Origin of the sequence: Nocardia yunnanensis, from assembly GCF_003626895.1 — a bacterium.
Taxonomy (GTDB): Bacteria; Actinomycetota; Actinomycetes; order Mycobacteriales; family Mycobacteriaceae; genus Nocardia; species Nocardia yunnanensis.
Genome location: NZ_CP032568.1, coordinates 6,165,333 through 6,181,539 on the forward strand (window position 1 = coordinate 6,165,333; position 16,207 = coordinate 6,181,539).

Annotated in this window: 11 protein-coding genes; 8 read left to right on the forward strand and 3 right to left on the reverse strand. The window is 70.0% G+C overall.

Going from position 1 to position 16,207, the window contains the following annotated elements; genetic code table 11:
• Positions 1-527: 527 nt before the first annotated feature.
• From D7D52_RS28920 to D7D52_RS28945, 6 genes are read left to right on the forward strand one after another with little or no spacing between them, the layout of a single operon-like run.
• Complete coding sequence (locus D7D52_RS28920) at positions 528-1,316, forward strand: GntR family transcriptional regulator (RefSeq protein WP_120741387.1); 789 nt, start codon at positions 528-530, stop codon at positions 1,314-1,316.
• A complete protein-coding gene (locus D7D52_RS28925) occupies positions 1,316-1,543 on the forward strand; it encodes a 4Fe-4S dicluster domain-containing protein (protein ID WP_040744775.1) in 228 nt (75 codons plus the stop codon). The genes D7D52_RS28920 and D7D52_RS28925 overlap by 1 nt, the downstream gene beginning before the upstream one ends.
• Positions 1,544-1,551: 8 nt before the next feature.
• Positions 1,552-2,952 carry an ABC transporter substrate-binding protein gene (locus tag D7D52_RS28930; RefSeq protein ID WP_120741389.1) on the forward strand — a complete coding sequence of 467 codons (1,401 nt, stop codon included), beginning with the start codon at positions 1,552-1,554 and terminating at the stop codon, positions 2,950-2,952.
• Positions 2,949-3,812: an ABC transporter permease gene (locus D7D52_RS28935; protein WP_120741391.1), complete on the forward strand. Its 864-nt coding sequence runs from the start codon at positions 2,949-2,951 to the stop codon at positions 3,810-3,812. Before D7D52_RS28930 ends, D7D52_RS28935 begins: the two co-directional genes overlap by 4 nt.
• Positions 3,809-4,597 carry an ABC transporter ATP-binding protein gene (locus D7D52_RS28940; protein ID WP_120741393.1) on the forward strand — a complete coding sequence of 263 codons (789 nt, stop codon included), beginning with the start codon at positions 3,809-3,811 and terminating at the stop codon, positions 4,595-4,597. The genes D7D52_RS28935 and D7D52_RS28940 overlap by 4 nt, the downstream gene beginning before the upstream one ends.
• Positions 4,594-7,287 (forward strand): fumarate reductase/succinate dehydrogenase flavoprotein subunit, encoded by a 2,694-nt coding sequence (locus tag D7D52_RS28945; protein ID WP_120741394.1) that lies wholly within the window; start codon positions 4,594-4,596, stop codon positions 7,285-7,287. The genes D7D52_RS28940 and D7D52_RS28945 overlap by 4 nt, the downstream gene beginning before the upstream one ends.
• 6 nt (positions 7,288-7,293) lie before the next feature.
• On the opposite strand, the gene D7D52_RS28950 is transcribed toward D7D52_RS28945, so the two are convergent.
• On the reverse strand, positions 7,294-8,895 hold the full coding sequence (locus D7D52_RS28950; RefSeq protein ID WP_120741395.1) for a DUF2207 family protein: 1,602 nt from the start codon (positions 8,893-8,895) through the stop codon (positions 7,294-7,296).
• A 97-nt stretch (positions 8,896-8,992) separates the two neighbouring features.
• Here D7D52_RS28950 and D7D52_RS39990 point away from each other — a divergent pair, with 97 nt between their 5' ends.
• Positions 8,993-10,279 carry a neutral zinc metallopeptidase gene (locus D7D52_RS39990; protein ID WP_281279134.1) on the forward strand — a complete coding sequence of 429 codons (1,287 nt, stop codon included), beginning with the start codon at positions 8,993-8,995 and terminating at the stop codon, positions 10,277-10,279.
• A 5-nt stretch (positions 10,280-10,284) separates the two neighbouring features.
• Here the strand turns inward: D7D52_RS39990 and D7D52_RS28960 are convergent, their stop codons facing one another.
• A complete protein-coding gene (locus D7D52_RS28960; RefSeq protein ID WP_120741397.1) occupies positions 10,285-11,580 on the reverse strand; it encodes an ammonium transporter in 1,296 nt (431 codons plus the stop codon).
• Positions 11,581-11,684: 104 nt separating this feature from the next.
• Complete coding sequence (locus D7D52_RS28965) at positions 11,685-12,518, reverse strand: hypothetical protein (RefSeq protein WP_120741398.1); 834 nt, start codon at positions 12,516-12,518, stop codon at positions 11,685-11,687.
• A gap of 493 nt (positions 12,519-13,011) precedes the next feature.
• Between D7D52_RS28965 and D7D52_RS28970 the strand changes: the two genes are divergently transcribed.
• Positions 13,012-15,969: a DNA polymerase III subunit gamma and tau gene (locus D7D52_RS28970; RefSeq protein WP_120741400.1), complete on the forward strand. Its 2,958-nt coding sequence runs from the start codon at positions 13,012-13,014 to the stop codon at positions 15,967-15,969.
• Positions 15,970-16,207 lie beyond the last annotated feature (238 nt).

The following is a 16,207-nucleotide window of genomic DNA, read 5'->3' on the forward strand; positions in this document are numbered from 1 at the left end:
CACGCCCAGCGCGACGGTCACGTACGTGACCCGCGGCGCGGTGAGAGGGCGAGTGGCAGACATGGGATCAAATTATCATTGCGCTCACACCGAATGGAAGTCGCGCGGACCGGTCCAGGCAACCCCGGGCCAGTTTCGCGATCCCACCCGAAACCCTCCGAACAACCCGCGAACCGGCCGGATCTTTTGCGTCGGTTGATATTTCGCGCCACGGCGGCCGTGCTGCCGGAACCGGGAACGGAGTGGCGCACGCCACGTTGCGCTCCCACATCTCGAGATCCCCGGCCGGCGGGCACGCTTCGGAACGCGCGCGGCGCACGCATTCCGCTCATCGTGATTCCAAGCCCGGCCTTCGCGGCCCAGGTGGCGTAATACCCGCGATCCCCACTGTTTCACCAGGCCGTGCGCATGGCCCGGCGGCGTAGAACCGCACCGGGCGCGGGGTGGGCCGGTGAGCGGTCAGGTCCGGTCGCGTTCCGCCGCTACAGTTCTGAAACCGCAGGTCAACGGCGTGGAAAGGAGTCCAGGTGTCGCCGGAACCGGTACCGCTGCGCGCCCCCGTCCGCCGGGCCGATCGCGCCCGCCAGGTGGCGGATGTGCTGCGTCAGCAGATCCACGCGAACGCCTTCGAGCGGGCGCTGCCGTCCGAACAGGAATTGGCGGCCGAGTTCGCGGTCTCGCGCAATACCGTGCGCGACGCGCTCGCCCTGTTGAAGGACGAAGGGCTGATCGAGCGCGCCCCGAAGATCGGCACCCATGTCGCGCAGCGCAAATACGATCACGGCCTCGACGCGCTGCTGGGATTGAAGGAGACGCTGCGCGGCCACGGCGAGGTGCGCAACGAGGTGCGCGCCGCCCGGCGGGTGCTGCCGCCGCCCGCGGTCGCCCGCCGACTGTGCCTGGAACCCGGCGAGCAGGCCGTCTATGTCGAGCGCCTGCGCTATCTGGGCGATCTGCCGCTGAGCCTGGACCTCACCTATCTGGTCCCCGACATCGGCGACGAGGTGATCACCCGCGACCTCGAATCCAACGACGTCTTCGCGCTCATCGAGCAGATCAGCGGCGGTCCGCTGGGGTCAGCGGACCTCGCGCTGGAGGCCATCACCGCCGACGCCCACTCCGCCATGACCCTGCAGATGCCCGAGGGCGGCGCGCTGCTGCTGCTCGAACGGCTCACCCGACTCGAGGACGGCCGCCCGGTCGACCTGGAATACATCCGGATGCGCGGCGACCGGATCACCATGCGCGGCAGCCTGATTCGGCCGCCGGAACGCGCCGAGGGCCCGGATGCGGGCACCGATTGGAGGCTGACCTGATGGCCCTGGTCAATCAGCGGGCGGACGTGCCCGTGACCATCGACGAATCGCTCTGCATCCAGGGCTGCACGCTGTGCGTGGAGATCTGCCCGCTGGATTCGCTGGCGATCAATCCGGACAACGGCAAGGCGTACATGCACGTCGACGAGTGCTGGTACTGCGGCCCGTGCGCCGCGCGCTGTCCCACCGGCGCGGTCACCGTCAACATGCCCTACCTGCTGCGCTGAGGACAATCATGAAGCTCCACCCCGCCCGCCTGGGTCCCGCCGCCCGGCTGGTCACCGCGGCCGTCGCCGCCGGACTGGCCCTGACCGCGTCCGGTTGCTCGCTCGAGAGCACCGCCGGCGGTGACACCGTCAAGGTCGTCATCGGCTACCAGTCCAAGACCATCAATACCGTCACCGCCGGAACCCTGTTGAAGGCCAAAGGGTTTCTCGAACAGCGGCTGAACAACCTGAACAACGGCCACAAGTATCAGGTCGAATGGCAGGACTACGACACCGGTGCGCCCATCACCGCGCAGATGGTGGCGGAGAAGATCGACATCGGCTCGATGGGCGACTATCCGCTGCTCATCAACGGCTCACGCACGCAGGCCAACGAGCGGTCGCAGACCGAACTGGTCTCCATCACCGGCTACAACCCCAAGGGCGCGCTCAATATGGTTGTCGTCGCACCCGACTCCCCGGCGCAATCGATCAAAGACCTCGCGGGGCAGAAGATCTCGGCCAGCGTCGGCTCGGCCGGACACGGCACGCTCGTGCAGGCGCTGACCCGGGCGGGCATCGACCCCAAGTCGGGGGTCGAGGTGCTCAACCAGCAGCCCCAGATCGGTTCCTCCGCACTGGAATCCGGTCAGGTGGCGGCGCTGTCGCAGTTCGTGGCCTGGCCCGGCCTGCTGGTCTTCCAGAACAAGGCCAAGCTGCTCTACGACGGCGCGGAACTGAACGTCCCCACCTTCCACGGCGTGGTCGCCCGCCGCGACTACGCCAAGCAGCATCCGGAGGTGCTCGATGCGTTCCTGCAGGCCCAGCTGGACGCCACCGACTTCATCCACCAGCACCCCCTGGCGGCGGCGCAGGCCGTCGCCGACAACTCCGGGCTGGCCCCGGAGGTCGTGTACCTCTACAACGGGCCGGGCGGAACCTCCTTCGACACCACGCTGAAGCCGTCGCTGGTCTCGGCGTTCAAAGGCGATGTGCCGTACCTGAAGTCGATCGGCGATTTCGCCGACTTCGATATCGACAAGTTCGTGGACCCGGCCGCCTTGAAGCAGGTCTATCAGGAGCGGGGCCTGAACTACGACGCCGAACTGGCCAACAGTGCCAACCCGCTGCCGGGCACCGGCGGTGAGCTGTGGCTCGCCGGCCAGGACACCACCCAGTCGGTGGCCGATCCCACCGCCCTGCTGCGCGCGGTGAAACAGGCTCGGGCACAGGGCAAGACGGTGCGCGCCGCCTACGTTCCGGACGCCGAACTCGGCACCCGCTGGTTCGCCGACAAGGCCCTGTGGGTCCGCGACGGCGAGAACTACCTGCCCTTCACCACATCCGCGGCCGCGCAGCGCTACCTCGCCCAGCACCCGTCCGGCGTGAGCGTCCCCTACGACCAGGCCGTCAGCGAGGTCCGGGTATGAGCGCCCCGGCGGTGACGCTCGAGGCGGTGGCGCCGGCCGCCGCCGCGGCGCCGCGCGCGGCCCAGTCCCGCGCCGGGCGGATGGTGTGGCGCTCGCGCGCGGTCCGGCTGCTGTCGGTGCTGGCCGCCGTCGGCGTCTGGCAGTTCTTGACCGCCGACCACATTCGGCTCTGGGTGCGGTTCGACACGCTGCCGACCGTGACCCAGATCGCGCGGGCCTTCCGTCATCAGCTCGGCACCGACACGTACTACCTGGACCTGGGCCAGTCGCTCATCCGCATCCTCACCGGCTTCGGGCTCGCGGCCGCGCTCGGCGTGATCGCCGGTGTGGCACTGGGACGTTCGCGCTGGATCGCCGACACCGTCGGGCCGTTGACCGAACTGGCCCGGCCGATTCCGGCCATCGCCATCGTGCCGGTCGCCATCCTGCTGTTCCCCGACGACGAGGCCGGGATCGTGTTCATCACCTTCCTGGCCGCCTTCTTCCCGGTCATGGTCGCCACCCGGCACGCGGTGCGCGCGCTGCCGACCATCTGGGAGGAATCGGTGCGCACCCAGGGCGGCACCCGTTTCGACGTGCTGTGGCGGGTCGTCTTGCCGGGCAGCCTGCCCGGGGTGTTCGGCGGGTTGTCCACCGGCATCGGGGTGGCGTGGATCTGCGTGGTGTCGGCCGAGATGATCTCGGGGCGGCTGGGTGTCGGCTACCGGACCTGGCAGGCGTACACCATCGTCGACTATCCGGGCGTGTTCGTCGGGATCATCACCATCGGCGTGCTGGGCTACACCACGTCCGCCGCCGTGGAATTCCTCGGGCGGCGCGTCACGCACTGGCTGCCCCGCGGCGCGGAGGCCGGGAAATGACCCTTACCAATATCGACGAAACCGCCACGGCCGGAATCGGTCTGACGCTCGATGGGGTCAGCCTCTCGTACACGGGCGCGCCGGTCATCAGCGATCTGTCGCTGACCGTCCGGCCCGGTGAGATCCTCATCCTGACCGGCCCGTCGGGGTGCGGGAAGTCCACCGTGCTGCGTGCCCTGGCCGGACTGCTGCGCCCCGACACCGGGCGGGTACTGGCCGACGGGATCCCGGTGACCGGCACCGACCGCGACCGCGCCGTCGTCTTCCAGGACAACGCGCTGCTGCCGTGGAAGTCGGTGCGCGCCAATATCGAACTGGCGCTGAAACTGCGCGGCGCACCCCGCGCGGGACGCCGCGAACTGGCCGAGCGCTGGATCGCCGAGATCGGGCTCACCGGGTTCGCCGACTTCCTGCCCAAGTCCCTGTCCGGGGGCATGCGCCAGCGTGTGCAACTGGCTCGCGGGCTGGCCGGCGCGCCACGCGCGGTCATGATGGACGAACCCTTCGGCGCGCTCGACGCCCAGACCCGAACCACCATGCAGCGCTTGCTCATCGACACCTGGCGCGAGCATCCCACCACCGTCGTCTTCGTCACCCACGATGTGGACGAGGCGCTGCTGCTCGGCGACCGCATCGCGGTGCTGGGCCGCGCCGGGCAGCCGCTGCGCGCCCTGCGAGAGGTGCCGTGCCCACGCGAGACCGGCGTCGACCGCAGCGCGCTGCGCACCGAAATCATTGCCGCCCTGAATCATTCGGGCGAGCTCACGGAGGCGATCAACCGATGAACATTCCCGATCTCGACGACACCGTCCGGCTCGACTGCGACGTGCTGGTCATCGGCGGCGGCACCGCCGGCACCATGGCCGCGCTCACCGCCGCCGAAGCCGGCGCCAACGTGCTGCTGCTGGAGAAGGCCCACGTCCGCCACTCCGGCGCGCTGGCCATGGGCATGGACGGCGTCAACAATGCCGTCATCCCCGGCAAGGCCGAACCCGAGGACTACGTCGCCGAGATCACCCGCGCCAACGACGGAATCGTCAACCAGCGCACCATCTATCAGACCGCCACCCGCGGGTTCGCCATGGTGCAGCGGCTGGAACGGTACGGGGTGAAGTTCGAGAAGGACGCCTACGGCGAGTACGCGGTGCGGCGCGTGCACCGGTCCGGGTCGTACGTGCTGCCCATGCCGGAGGGCAAGGATGTGAAGAAGGCGCTGTATCGCGTGCTGCGACAGCGCACGATGCGCGAGCGCATCCGGATCGAGAACCGGCTGATGCCGGTGCGGGTGCTCACCGACAACGGCCGCGCGGTGGGTGCGGCCGCATTGAACACGCGCACCGGAGAATTCGTCGCGGTCGGCGCGAAGGCCGTCATTCTGGCCACCGGCCCCTGCGGTCGGCTCGGCCTCCCCGCCTCCGGATACCTCTACGGCACCTACGAGAACCCCACCAACGCGGGCGACGGTTACGCCATGGCCTACCACGCGGGCGCGGAGCTGTCGGGCATCGAATGCTTCCAGATCAACCCGCTCATCAAGGATTACAACGGCCCGGCCTGCGCCTACGTCGCCAACCCGTTCGGCGGCTACCAGGTCAACGCGCTCGGGGAGCGCTTCGTGGACTCCGACTACTGGTCGGGCCAGATGATGGCCGAGGTCAAGCAGGAGATCGAATCCGCGCGCGGCCCCATCTATCTGAAGGTCTCGCACCTGCCCGGGGAGACCCTCGACGCGCTCGAGGGCATCCTGCACACCACCGAGCGGCCCACCCGCGGCACCTTCCACGCCAACCGCGGCCACGACTACCGCACCCACGACATCGAGATGCACATCTCCGAAATCGGTTTGTGCAGCGGACATTCCGCCTCCGGCGTCTGGGTGGACGAGCACGCCCGCACCACCGTCCCCGGCCTGTACGCCGCCGGTGACCTGGCCTGCGTGCCGCACAACTACATGATCGGCGCGTTCGTCTACGGCGACCTGGCCGGCGCGCACGCCGCCGGCACCCTGGACGCGCTGCCCGCGCCCGCCGCACTGCCCGAGGATCAGCTGGCCGCCGCGCACGAACTGATCTACCGTCCGCTGCGCCACCCGGACGGGCCGCCGCAACAGCAGGTCGAATACAAGCTGCGCCGCTTCGTCAACGACTATGTGGCCCCGCCCAAGACGGCCACCAAGCTGTCGCTGGCCATCGAGACCTTCGACCGCATGCTCGAGGATCTGGCCGGCATGGGCGCGCGCACGCCGCACGAACTCATGCGCTGCGCCGAGGTGAGCTTCATTCGCGACTGCGCGGAAATGGCGGCCCGCTCCTCGCTCACCCGCACCGAATCCCGCTGGGGGCTCTACCACGAGCGCGCCGACCTACCCGAACGCGACGACGTGGAATGGCGCTACCACCTCAACCTGCGCAAGAGCGCCGACGGTGCGATGGAGTTCCTGAAGCGGCCGGTGGCGCCGTATTTCGTCCCCGTCCCGGGGCTGGACGAGCTTCCCTCGGCCGACACGACGGCGATCCCGGTGGCGCAGCCCGACCTCATCGGCACGCCGCCCAACCTGGGCGCACAGGTCCGATCGGACCAGATCTCCGGGACGGTGACGAAAGACCTTGTCGCGCCGCGCATCGCCGTGCTGCTCGGACTCGACGCGCCCGGGGTCGGCGAATTGGCGGACTTCCTGGCCGATCCGGATCCGCGGGTCCGGGCCACCGCGCTGTCGGTCCTGACGGAGAACACACCCGACGGGTTCGCCGATCCGCTCATCGCGGCCTTGGCCGACGAGGACGCGGAGGTGCGCGCGGCCGCCGTGGACGGCTTGCGGGAACTCGCCGAGATCCTGCCCGCTACAACGGGTCTCGCCGGACACGCGGACTCCCCGGACCCGGTGGTGCGAGCCGCCGTGGTGGACCTGCTGCGCGCCCTGCGCACCGGCAGTGGCGAACTGTTCGCCAAGGCCGCCGTCGACGCCGACCACCGCGTGCGCATTCAGGCTGTAAATGCCCTTGTCTCCCTGGACGATTGGGGCGCGCTGACCGCCGCCGCCCACGACGACAATCGTGAGGTGCGCATTGCCGCCGCCCGCGGGCTCGCGACGATCGGTCTCGGCGGCGCGGACACCCTGCGCGCCCTCACCGGCGACCGCGACCCGCTGGTCCGCGCGGCGGCACTCACCGCGCTGGGCCGACTCGGCGACAGCGCCGATGCCGCGACTTTGTGTGCCGCACTGTCCGATTCGGCCTGGCAGATCCGTGAGGGCGCGGCCCGCGGCCTGGCGGCGCTCGGCCCCGACGAGGCCGCCGCGCCGCTGAGCGCCGCCCTAACCGACATCCACCCGGACATCCGCAAGGCCGCGGTGCTGACACTGAGCACCTGGCCGGAATCCGAGGCGGCCCGGCACGCGCTCGAAACCGCCGTCACCGACAGCGATGCCGACGTGCGCGCCTACGCCCGCCGCGCGCTGGCGATGCACGCCGGCTAGGCGGTGTCACCGCTGGTCGGAGGTGCGGAACAGTCCTTCGACGGCGGTGATGAAGTAGGGGAAGTGCGCCCCGAAACCGTGCAGTCGGCGATCGGCCTCGAAACCGCCGAACCAGTACACGCCGGGACTGCCGTCCGCGGTCGGGTCCAGCTCCCGGAAGGTGCGCACCCACTGGTCACCCTTGCGCGCGGCCACCAGGAACGGCAGCGCGCGCGAGAACACCAGTTCCTGATCGGCCGCCGGAATCCGTTGCGGCGCAATCGCGTCCAGGCCGCGCTGCATGGCCCGCACCTGAGCGGTCAGCTCGCGGCCCAGGGTGGTGCGGGCCGGCAGATAGCGCGGCAGCAGCAGCGTCGCCACCCCGCCCAGGGCGATGGCCACCCCCACCAGGGCGTGGCGCTGCGGCCCGAAGGCCAGCCACACCGTCGCCGCCACGCCCAGCACGATCAAGGCCGCGCCGAGCCAGAATTCGAGACCGCGCCGGGTGCGGTCGACGAACGTGCCGGCGGCCACCGCGTCGTCGATGAGCGCGCGCCGCACCGCTTTCACGTCGATCCGGCCGCGCCGCTCCGACAGCAGCACCGCGTCCGTACCGTCCGGCAGCAGCGCCGCGTACACCGCGCGCTCATAGCGTGACAGCCGCTCGTCGGGTGCGTTCACCCGGGTGAACCGCCAATCCGAGTCGCCCGCGGTGCTCACCCACAGATAGTTGCGGACGGCCAGATCCACCACCGTGGACGCCATGTCCGGCGCATCGGCGTACCCGTCCAGCAGCAACCCGGCCGTGCTCGGCAGCATGCCGTCCGGGGAGGTGAACACGACGTGATCGCCCTCGCGCACCAGCGGATCCAGCACCTCCGTGCCCGCCGGGGCGGCCCGCCGCGACCACAGCACATATCCGGCCGCGGCGGCCAGCGCCGCCAGCAGCACGCCGAAGGCGGCGAACACCGGACCGGTCGGCGAGAACGCGTTGGGCGCGTTGTCGTCCCGGACATCCGCGTTGGCCTTGACCGTGTTGGGCGGCAGCTGCAACGTCACATCCAGGATGTCGCCCTTGTGCAGATCGGTCTTCTCCAGGTGCGCGAACCCGTCCGGCTCGACGCGAATATCCGCGCAGTCCTGCGGATTTCCGGGCGGGCCGATGGTGCACTTGGTGATGCCCATCTGAAAGCTCGGGCTCGACACCGTCGCATTGATCGACGCCACATCGGTATTCAGCACACCGGTCCACTGGAACACCTGCGCGCCCGTGGCGTCGCTGACGGTGTTGTGCACCGTGTACTTGAAGGTCGCCGAACCGGGGCGGGCGTGAATCGTGAAGACGTCGTTGGCGACATTGGCCTCGCCGTCCCCGTCCGCCGACACCTCGGTCACGTCGAACTTGCGTTGCACCCCGGTGCCCACCTGCACACGCAGCGGGACGACCTGACGAAAGTCGCCGCCGTCGGGCACTTTCACGGTTTCGGTGACCCGCAGCAGACCATCGTCGCCCAGATTCACCTCCGCGGTGATATCCACACCGTCCGCCTGCGCCGACGCGGTCGGCGCCGCCGCCCCGGCCATCGCGAACAGCAGCGCGACGAGGGCGGCCCCCCGAAAAATCTGCATGGGTGGCACTCTAGCCAGCTTGCTATCCTTCCTCAGCGGCAAGTCGCAGGTCTTTGGAGCCGGCAGGTTATCTCTGAGAAACGAGGGGGTGCGGGGGATGACTCGCCCACCGTCCGATCACGGACCGACACCCCCGGGCCAGCGTCCCGTCCCGTCCCGCGGAAATCAACAGCCGCAAGGCAATCCGCCGCCGGGTGGACCGCAGGGCTTCCCGGCCGTGCCGCGCTACCCGAACCAGCCGAATCCGGCGCCCCCGTCCGGGCGGCCGGCACCGGGTTATCCACAGCAACCCGGTTATCCCCAGGGTTATCCACCGCCGCCCGCGCCGCCGCGATCCGGATATCCGCAGCCCGGGGCCGTCCGCCCGGGTTATCCACAGCATCAAGGCTTTCCGCCGTCCGGCTACGCCCAAGCGCCCTACGGGCACGCCCGGCCCGGCCATCGCGCCCCCATGCCGCCGCCGGTCGCCGCCCCGCCGACCGGTGCGATGCCGGTGGCGCGCCCGGCGCCGCGCCGTCGCGGCCGGGTGGGTGCGCTGCTGGTCATCCTGATCCTGCTGGTGACCGGCGTGCTGCTGCGCACCGCGCTCACCACCGGGCTGCACACCATCGGCGCGAGCTCGAACGTCAAGACCACCTATGCCGGCGACTCCGGCGGCGACAACGCGGGCGTGCACGCCACCGCCGACAATCCGCTGCTCACCAACGCCGACTACACGCTGCTGCCCGCGAAATGCGCCTACACCCCGTGGGGCACCCAGGTCGAGGTGGCCAGGAAGTTCTTCCAGACCGCCGCCGACTGTCTGCAATCGGCGTGGAACCCATTGTTCGACAAGATGAATCTGCCCTTCGTTCAGCCCAAGCTGAACGTCTCGGCCGACACCGCCGGCATCACCACGCTGTGCACCGGCAACAGCAGCAATTTCGCGGCCTTCTACTGCTCGGCCGATATGACCATCTATATGCCGATCAGCCAGCTGCAGACCGATCTGTTCGGCAACAACTGGGTGGTTTATCTCTCGGTCTTCGCCCACGAGTACGGCCACCACGTGCAGGCGCAAGCCGGCATCCTCGGCAAGGTGCACGATCAGCGCCGGGACGCGGGCGCTCGCAGCGACCTCGGCCTGGAACTGTCCCGCCGCACCGAACTACAGGCCCAGTGCTTCGACGGCATGTACCTGTCGTCCTCCAGCAATGGCGGCTCCCTCACCAGCGCCCAGATCGGCGTCGCCAAGAACGACGCCTACCACCGCGGCGACGCCCCCGGCGACATGCGCGACCACGGGACCTCGCAGAACATGGGCGGCTGGTGGGAACTCGGCTACGACAAGGACCGGGCCATGCAGTGCAACACCTTCAGCGTTCCGGCCAGCAAGGTCAACTGAACGGTTCAGTGCCCCTGCGTTTTTCCGATGCGGCTCGGCGAATGCCCGTGCACGCCTTCGGCGTACGCGGTCTCGGCATGCAGCGCGAAGTCGACGCCGCCGACCTCGTCCTCCCGGGTGACCCGGAATCCGACGGTCTTGTCCAGCGCCTTGCCCAGCAGGAACGTCACGCCGAAGGCGAAGGCCGCCACCACCAGCACGCCCACCGCCTGCTTGCCCAGCTGGGCGAGCCCGCCGGCGTAGAACAGGCCGCGGCCGCCGTCGTCACCGGTCATCACCCGGGTGGCGAGGAAGCCGATCAGCAGCGTGCCCACGATGCCGCCCATGAAGTGCACGCCGACCACGTCGAGCGAATCGTCGTAGTTGCCCTTGAACTTCCAGCTCACCGCGAACGAACACACCACGCCCGCAACCAGACCCACGATCACCGCGCCCATCGTGCTGACGTACCCGCACGACGGGGTGATGGCCACCAGACCGGCCACCGCGCCCGAGGCCGCGCCGAAGGTGGTCGGCTTGCCGTCGCGCCACACCTCGACCACCAGCCAGCCCAGCATGCCCAGACAGCCCGCGACCAGCGTATTGAGGAACACCGCGGCGGCGGTGCCATTGGCGGCCAAGGCCGAACCCGCGTTGAAACCGAACCACCCGAACCACAGCAGGCCCGCGCCCAGCAGCACGAACGGCAGATTGTGCGGGCGCATGGCGTCGGTCTTGAAGCCGACGCGCGGGCCCAGCACGATCGCCATGGCCAAGGCCGAAGCGCCCGAAGCGATCTCGACCACCAGGCCGCCCGCGTAATCGAGGGCGCCCAGCTTGGCCAGCCAGCCGTCCGGTGTCCACACCCAGTGCGCGATCGGCGCGTACACGATCAGCGCCCACACCGGCACGAAGATCATCCACGCCGAGAACTTGGCGCGATCGGCGATCGCACCGCTGATCAGCGCCACCGTCAGGATCGCGAAGGTGAGCTGGAAGGTGACGAACAGGATCTCCGGCACCGCGGTGTCCTTGTCCACCACGTGCAGCGTGCCCGGATCGATGCCGGCCAACCCGACGTGCCCGAGATCGCCGATGAGACCGCCGCCCGCGTCGTGGCCGAAGGCCAGGCTGTACCCGAACAGCAGCCACGCCACCGTCACCAGCGGAATCGAGATGAAGCTCATCATCAGCATGTTGAGCACACCGCTCGAGCGCACCATGCCGCCGTAGAAGATCGCCAGGCCCGGCGTCATGAGCAGCACCAGCGCGGTGGCCGCCAACAGCCAGGCCGTCGCGGCCGGGTCGATATGGGTTGGCATCGGGTAACTCCTTCCACGCGGATCGCGTTGCGTGGAAGTTACCGAATCCTCACGTTAAGGCGCTGTTACAAATATGCGGGTTCGGAAACCCGTCCGTAACACCGCTAGCTGCGGCGTTCCTTGACCTTCTTGGCCAGCGCGCGCAATCCGCGCGGGCCGGGCACCGGATTGCCGTCCTCGAGCGCCATCCATTCCGCGGTCACCAGCCACTGCTGCTGGGCGCGGGCGTCGGCTGTGTCGTTGAACACGCGGCGGCCCTTGTCATCACGCAATTCGTAGGCCATCACCGACCAGCGCGGCGGGCGGCCGTGCTCGGCCAGCTGATCGCGCAGATAGGCGGCGACCATGGTGCCGATGGCGTTCACCGGTCGCAGCGACACCCGGTTGCCGTAGCGGGCGGCATGGAAACGCCTTCCGGCACACAGGGATCGGGGTGAGGCGTCGTAGGCGATCCAGCCCGCGCGCTGGGCGCGCTCGATCAGCCACAGATGTTTGATCGCGGTCGGGGGGATATCGCCCACCCGCTCGCGGATCAGAGCGATCACCGGTTCGGTGAGCAGAATGTCGCGCCGGGTCGGGCCGGTGCCGTGCGCGGCCCAGTACTCGTCGGTGAGTTTGGCCAGCACGCGCCCGAAGTCGTCGATGCTGCGCTGCGCCCGGCGGCCCAGCCGCTCGATCCGCTCGGCCTCGGCCCGCATGTCGTTCTGCACCATGAGGGTGCGGATGGCGGCCATGGTCGGCACCTGGCCGCGCTGCAGCAGTTCCAGAATGGCGCCCGCGGTGGCCGGATCGGCGGCGGCGGACACCGGTAGCGAATCGCGCTTGATGTCGTAATCGTGCGGACTGATGGCCCGGCTGAGTAATCCGACCGCGGCGGTGTCGCCCGCGAATTCGGTGCTGGAGAGCCAGGCTGCGGCGATGTCGTCGAGAGACGGCACTTGGGCATTTCCTCCGGGAGATTTGGTTGTGCCCCGGTCGGGATGAGGGACCGGCCGGGGCAACCAACCTGATGAAGGTTTGGCTACCGAAGTTGCCGATGTCCACGGTAGCCAAACGATTGCGATCTTGCCGCATCGGTTGACTGGATCGTTATGTCCGCTCTGTGGAGTTGAAACAGAACTCAAGTCTGTATCTGGTGACGTAGCAGGTGAGCGGGGTTCGGCAAATCCGGGCTAAAAACACGCTAAGAATTTGCTGCGCGCATCGACGGGGATCGGCGTTCGGTCCGGTCGGTATCGAACAGTCACCGGGAATGCATGTGATATGCGTCACATGCAGGTTCGCGGCCCGTCTCGTTCTGGACCGAGTGGAGCGGTGGAGCGAAGCGGAGGAGCGGAGGGAGGGAAGAACGAGACTTTCGGGGCCGCGAACCTCGCCGGAGCGAAGCGGAGGCAAATCAGCACTGTCGGTGGCGGCCGGTAGCCTCTTCCCGTGGCTCTGTACCGGAAGTACCGACCGGCAACGTTCGCTGAAGTGGTGGGTCAGGAGCACGTCACCGATCCGCTGAGTATCGCGCTCGACACCGGGCGGATCAGTCATGCGTATCTGTTCTCGGGTCCGCGCGGGTGTGGCAAGACCTCGTCCGCGCGCATTCTCGCGCGCTCGCTCAACTGCGTCGAGGGACCGACCTCGAAACCGTGCGGGGTGTGCTCGTCGTGCGTGGCGCTGGGTCCCGGCGGTTCCGGCAATCTCGACGTCATCGAGCTCGACGCCGCCAGCCACGGCGGTGTGGACGACACCCGTGAACTGCGCGACCGCGCCTTCTACGCGCCGGCCGAATCCCGGTACCGCGTCTTCATCGTGGACGAGGCGCACATGGTCACCACCGCGGGCTTCAACGCGCTGCTCAAGATCGTCGAGGAGCCGCCGGCCCACCTCATCTTCGTGTTCGCCACCACCGAGCCGGACAAGGTGCTGCCCACCATCCGCTCGCGCACCCACCACTACCCCTTCCGGCTGCTGCCGCCCGCCACCATGCGCGGGCTGCTCGGCAAGATCTGCGAGCAAGAGCACGTGCAGGTCGAGGAAGCGGTGTACCCCTTGGTGATTCGCGCCGGCGGCGGCTCCCCGCGCGACAGCCTCAGCGTGCTCGACCAGCTGCTGGCGGGCGCCGGCCCCGAGGGCGTCACCTACCCGCGCGCGGTCTCCCTGCTCGGCGTCACCGACGTGGCGCTCATCGACGACGCCGTCGACGCCCTGGCCACCGCCGACGGCGCGGCCCTGTTCGGCACCATCGACCGCGTGGTCGAAGCGGGCCACGACCCCCGCCGCTTCGCCACCGACCTGCTCGAACGCCTCCGCGACCTCATCCTCCTGCGCGCCGTCCCCGACGCCACCGACCGCAACCTCGTCACCGGCCCGGGCGACGTCCTCGACCGCATGCGCGCCCAAGCCGACCGCCTCGGCCCCGCCACCCTCGCCCGCCACGCCGAACTCCTCCACGAGGGCCTCGGCGACATGCGCGGCGCCACCAACCCCCGCCTCCTCCTCGAAGTCATCGCGGCCCGCATGCTCCTCCCCGCCGCCTCCGACGCCGAAACCGCCACCCTCCAACGCCTCGAGCAACTCGAACGCCGATTCACAAGCGGCGCAATCCCGTCCGCGCAGCAGGCGCAGTCGCCCGCGCAGCAGGGTGCCCCCGCCGCGCACCAGGCACCCGCGACTCCCGCCGCCTCCGCGGCCGCGGCAGCACCCCCGGGCCGACGTGGTGCCGCCGCGCTGGCGGCGATGCGCGCGGAAAAGACCGGCGCACCGGCGAATTCCGCCGCCGAGCTGACACCCGCGGTGACGCCGCCGCCGGCGGCAGCTCCGTCGACGACTTCACCGTCCACGGCGACTTCACCGTCCACGGCGACTCAGGCCCCCGCGACTTCACCGGTTGCGACGGCGGCTCAGACCGCAGCGGCTGCGCCTACGCCCGCTGCGGCGACGGGTCCTGCGCACGATTCTGCAGGCGAGACGTCCGTGCCGCAGTCCGCGAACCCAGGCTCGCAGCAAGGGGTTTCCACGCCTGCCGGGTCCGGCCTGCCCGTGGCGGATACGGCTGCCGGGGCGAGCGACGCTGCGGCGCAGCCGAATTCGGCCGCGACGGCGGTGCGGCCGCCGGAGCTCGGGCCGACCACCGCGCCCGTCGTGGAGTCCTCGGCCCCTACCGCCGCGGAATCTCCTGCACTGCAGGGCGAGTCGGGCGCCGATCAGCCCACGGCCACGGCGAGTCCTGTTTCGGCGGCGGCCACGCCCGATACGGCCGGAGCATCGCGGGAGTCGGCCGTCCCGGCCGCGGCGCGGCAGGCCAGCGCCGCGCATCCGGCGGAGCGGGCTGTGGCGCAACAGCTTTCGGGCGGTGTCGCGTCCTCGAAGTCCTCGCCGTCGCCGACTGGCGGCGCGGCCGATGAGGCGCAAGAGCAGGCGCGGCCGGCTTCCGCGCCCGTCGCGGTGTCGCCGCAGGCCAGCCCGGCGCCGGCCGAACCGGCTGCGGTACAGCCGGATCCGCGGGCCGCCGAGCCGGGCGCTCCCTTGGCGGCCGGGGCGGCCCCGCAGCCCGGTGCTGCCGCAGCGGTCGAAGCTCCGGCCGTTGATCCTGCCGCGTCTGCGGGCTCCGAGCCCGCGGCGACCGGGGCCGAGTTCGCCGGTGGGGATGCGGTGCTGGTGGAGATCGAGGCGGCGTGGGCGGATATTCGGGCCAAGGTGCGGGAGTTCGGGGCGGCGGTGCATGCGCTGTTGTCCGGGGCCAGTGTGGCTCGGGTCGAGGGGGCGACGATCGTGTTCGCGCATCAGCACGCGCCGTTGGCGCAGCGGTTGTCGCAGCCGCAGTATCTGGAAGCGGTGCAGTCGGCGGTGAAGGCCGTGCTCGGGCGGGAGCACGGGGTGAAGTGGGAAGTCGGCGGGGCCGGGTCGGGCGGCGGCGCGAAGGCGGCCGCCGGTCGTGGACCCGCGGCCGCGCCCGCGCCCGCCGCGCCGAAGAAGGCCGCGCAGAAGTTCTCTCGGCCGAGTCAGGCCAAGGCGGCCCCGGCGGCGCCGGTCGCGGAGCCCGCGACGAGCGGGTGGGGGAGTCCCACCGCCTCGGCCCCGGCGGCTGCGGCGCCTGCCGCGCCCGCGGATCCGGGTCCGGCGGGCGAGGATCCGTTCGATGGTGGCGCGGCCCGTTTCGCGCCGCCGGAGGACGACATTCCGCTACCTGACGGGCCGGACCTTCCGGACGATCCGGGGCCAGGGGACTACTCGTCGGTAGGTTATGACGGCGTCCCACCTGCTACTACGCCGGAGGAGGAGCGGGAGATGCTGGAGGAGTCGGCCAAGCCGGTGCCTCCGGAGGAGCGCCGCGACCCGGATGAGGTGGCGCTAGCGCTGTTGCGCCAGGAGTTGGGGGCCACACCGCTCGAGGGTTGACAGTTCGCCTGCGGGGCAGATTAAGTTAACCGGAGTTCGCATAGTTCGGTACTATGATCGGGTGGCCGTGAGTATCGGTTTCGCGAGGTTCTAAGGTATGCCCAGGCGTGAGGGCCTACCGGAGCGTCAACAAACCTGCTCGTGACGTGGTTTGTACAGCGTCAGGCGGTCGGTCGTGAGGCCGGTCGGCGAGGTTACCCGCGGCCGCTCCGCACAACGCGGTGACGGCGCACCCAAG

Excerpts from the sequence above, each read along its gene's own strand:
- D7D52_RS28925 (WP_040744775.1), top strand. The coding sequence starts at position 1,316 with ATGGCCCTGGTCAATCAGCGGGCGGACGTGCCCGTGACCATCGACGAA.
- D7D52_RS28945 (WP_120741394.1), top strand. The coding sequence starts at position 4,594 with ATGAACATTCCCGATCTCGACGACACCGTCCGGCTCGACTGCGACGTG.
- D7D52_RS28940 (WP_120741393.1), top strand. The coding sequence starts at position 3,809 with ATGACCCTTACCAATATCGACGAAACCGCCACGGCCGGAATCGGTCTG.
- D7D52_RS28960 (WP_120741397.1), bottom strand. The coding sequence starts at position 11,580 with ATGCCAACCCATATCGACCCGGCCGCGACGGCCTGGCTGTTGGCGGCC.
- D7D52_RS28950 (WP_120741395.1), bottom strand. The coding sequence starts at position 8,895 with ATGCAGATTTTTCGGGGGGCCGCCCTCGTCGCGCTGCTGTTCGCGATG.
- D7D52_RS39990 (WP_281279134.1), top strand. The coding sequence starts at position 8,993 with ATGACTCGCCCACCGTCCGATCACGGACCGACACCCCCGGGCCAGCGT.
- D7D52_RS28935 (WP_120741391.1), top strand. The coding sequence starts at position 2,949 with ATGAGCGCCCCGGCGGTGACGCTCGAGGCGGTGGCGCCGGCCGCCGCC.
- D7D52_RS28930 (WP_120741389.1), top strand. The coding sequence starts at position 1,552 with ATGAAGCTCCACCCCGCCCGCCTGGGTCCCGCCGCCCGGCTGGTCACC.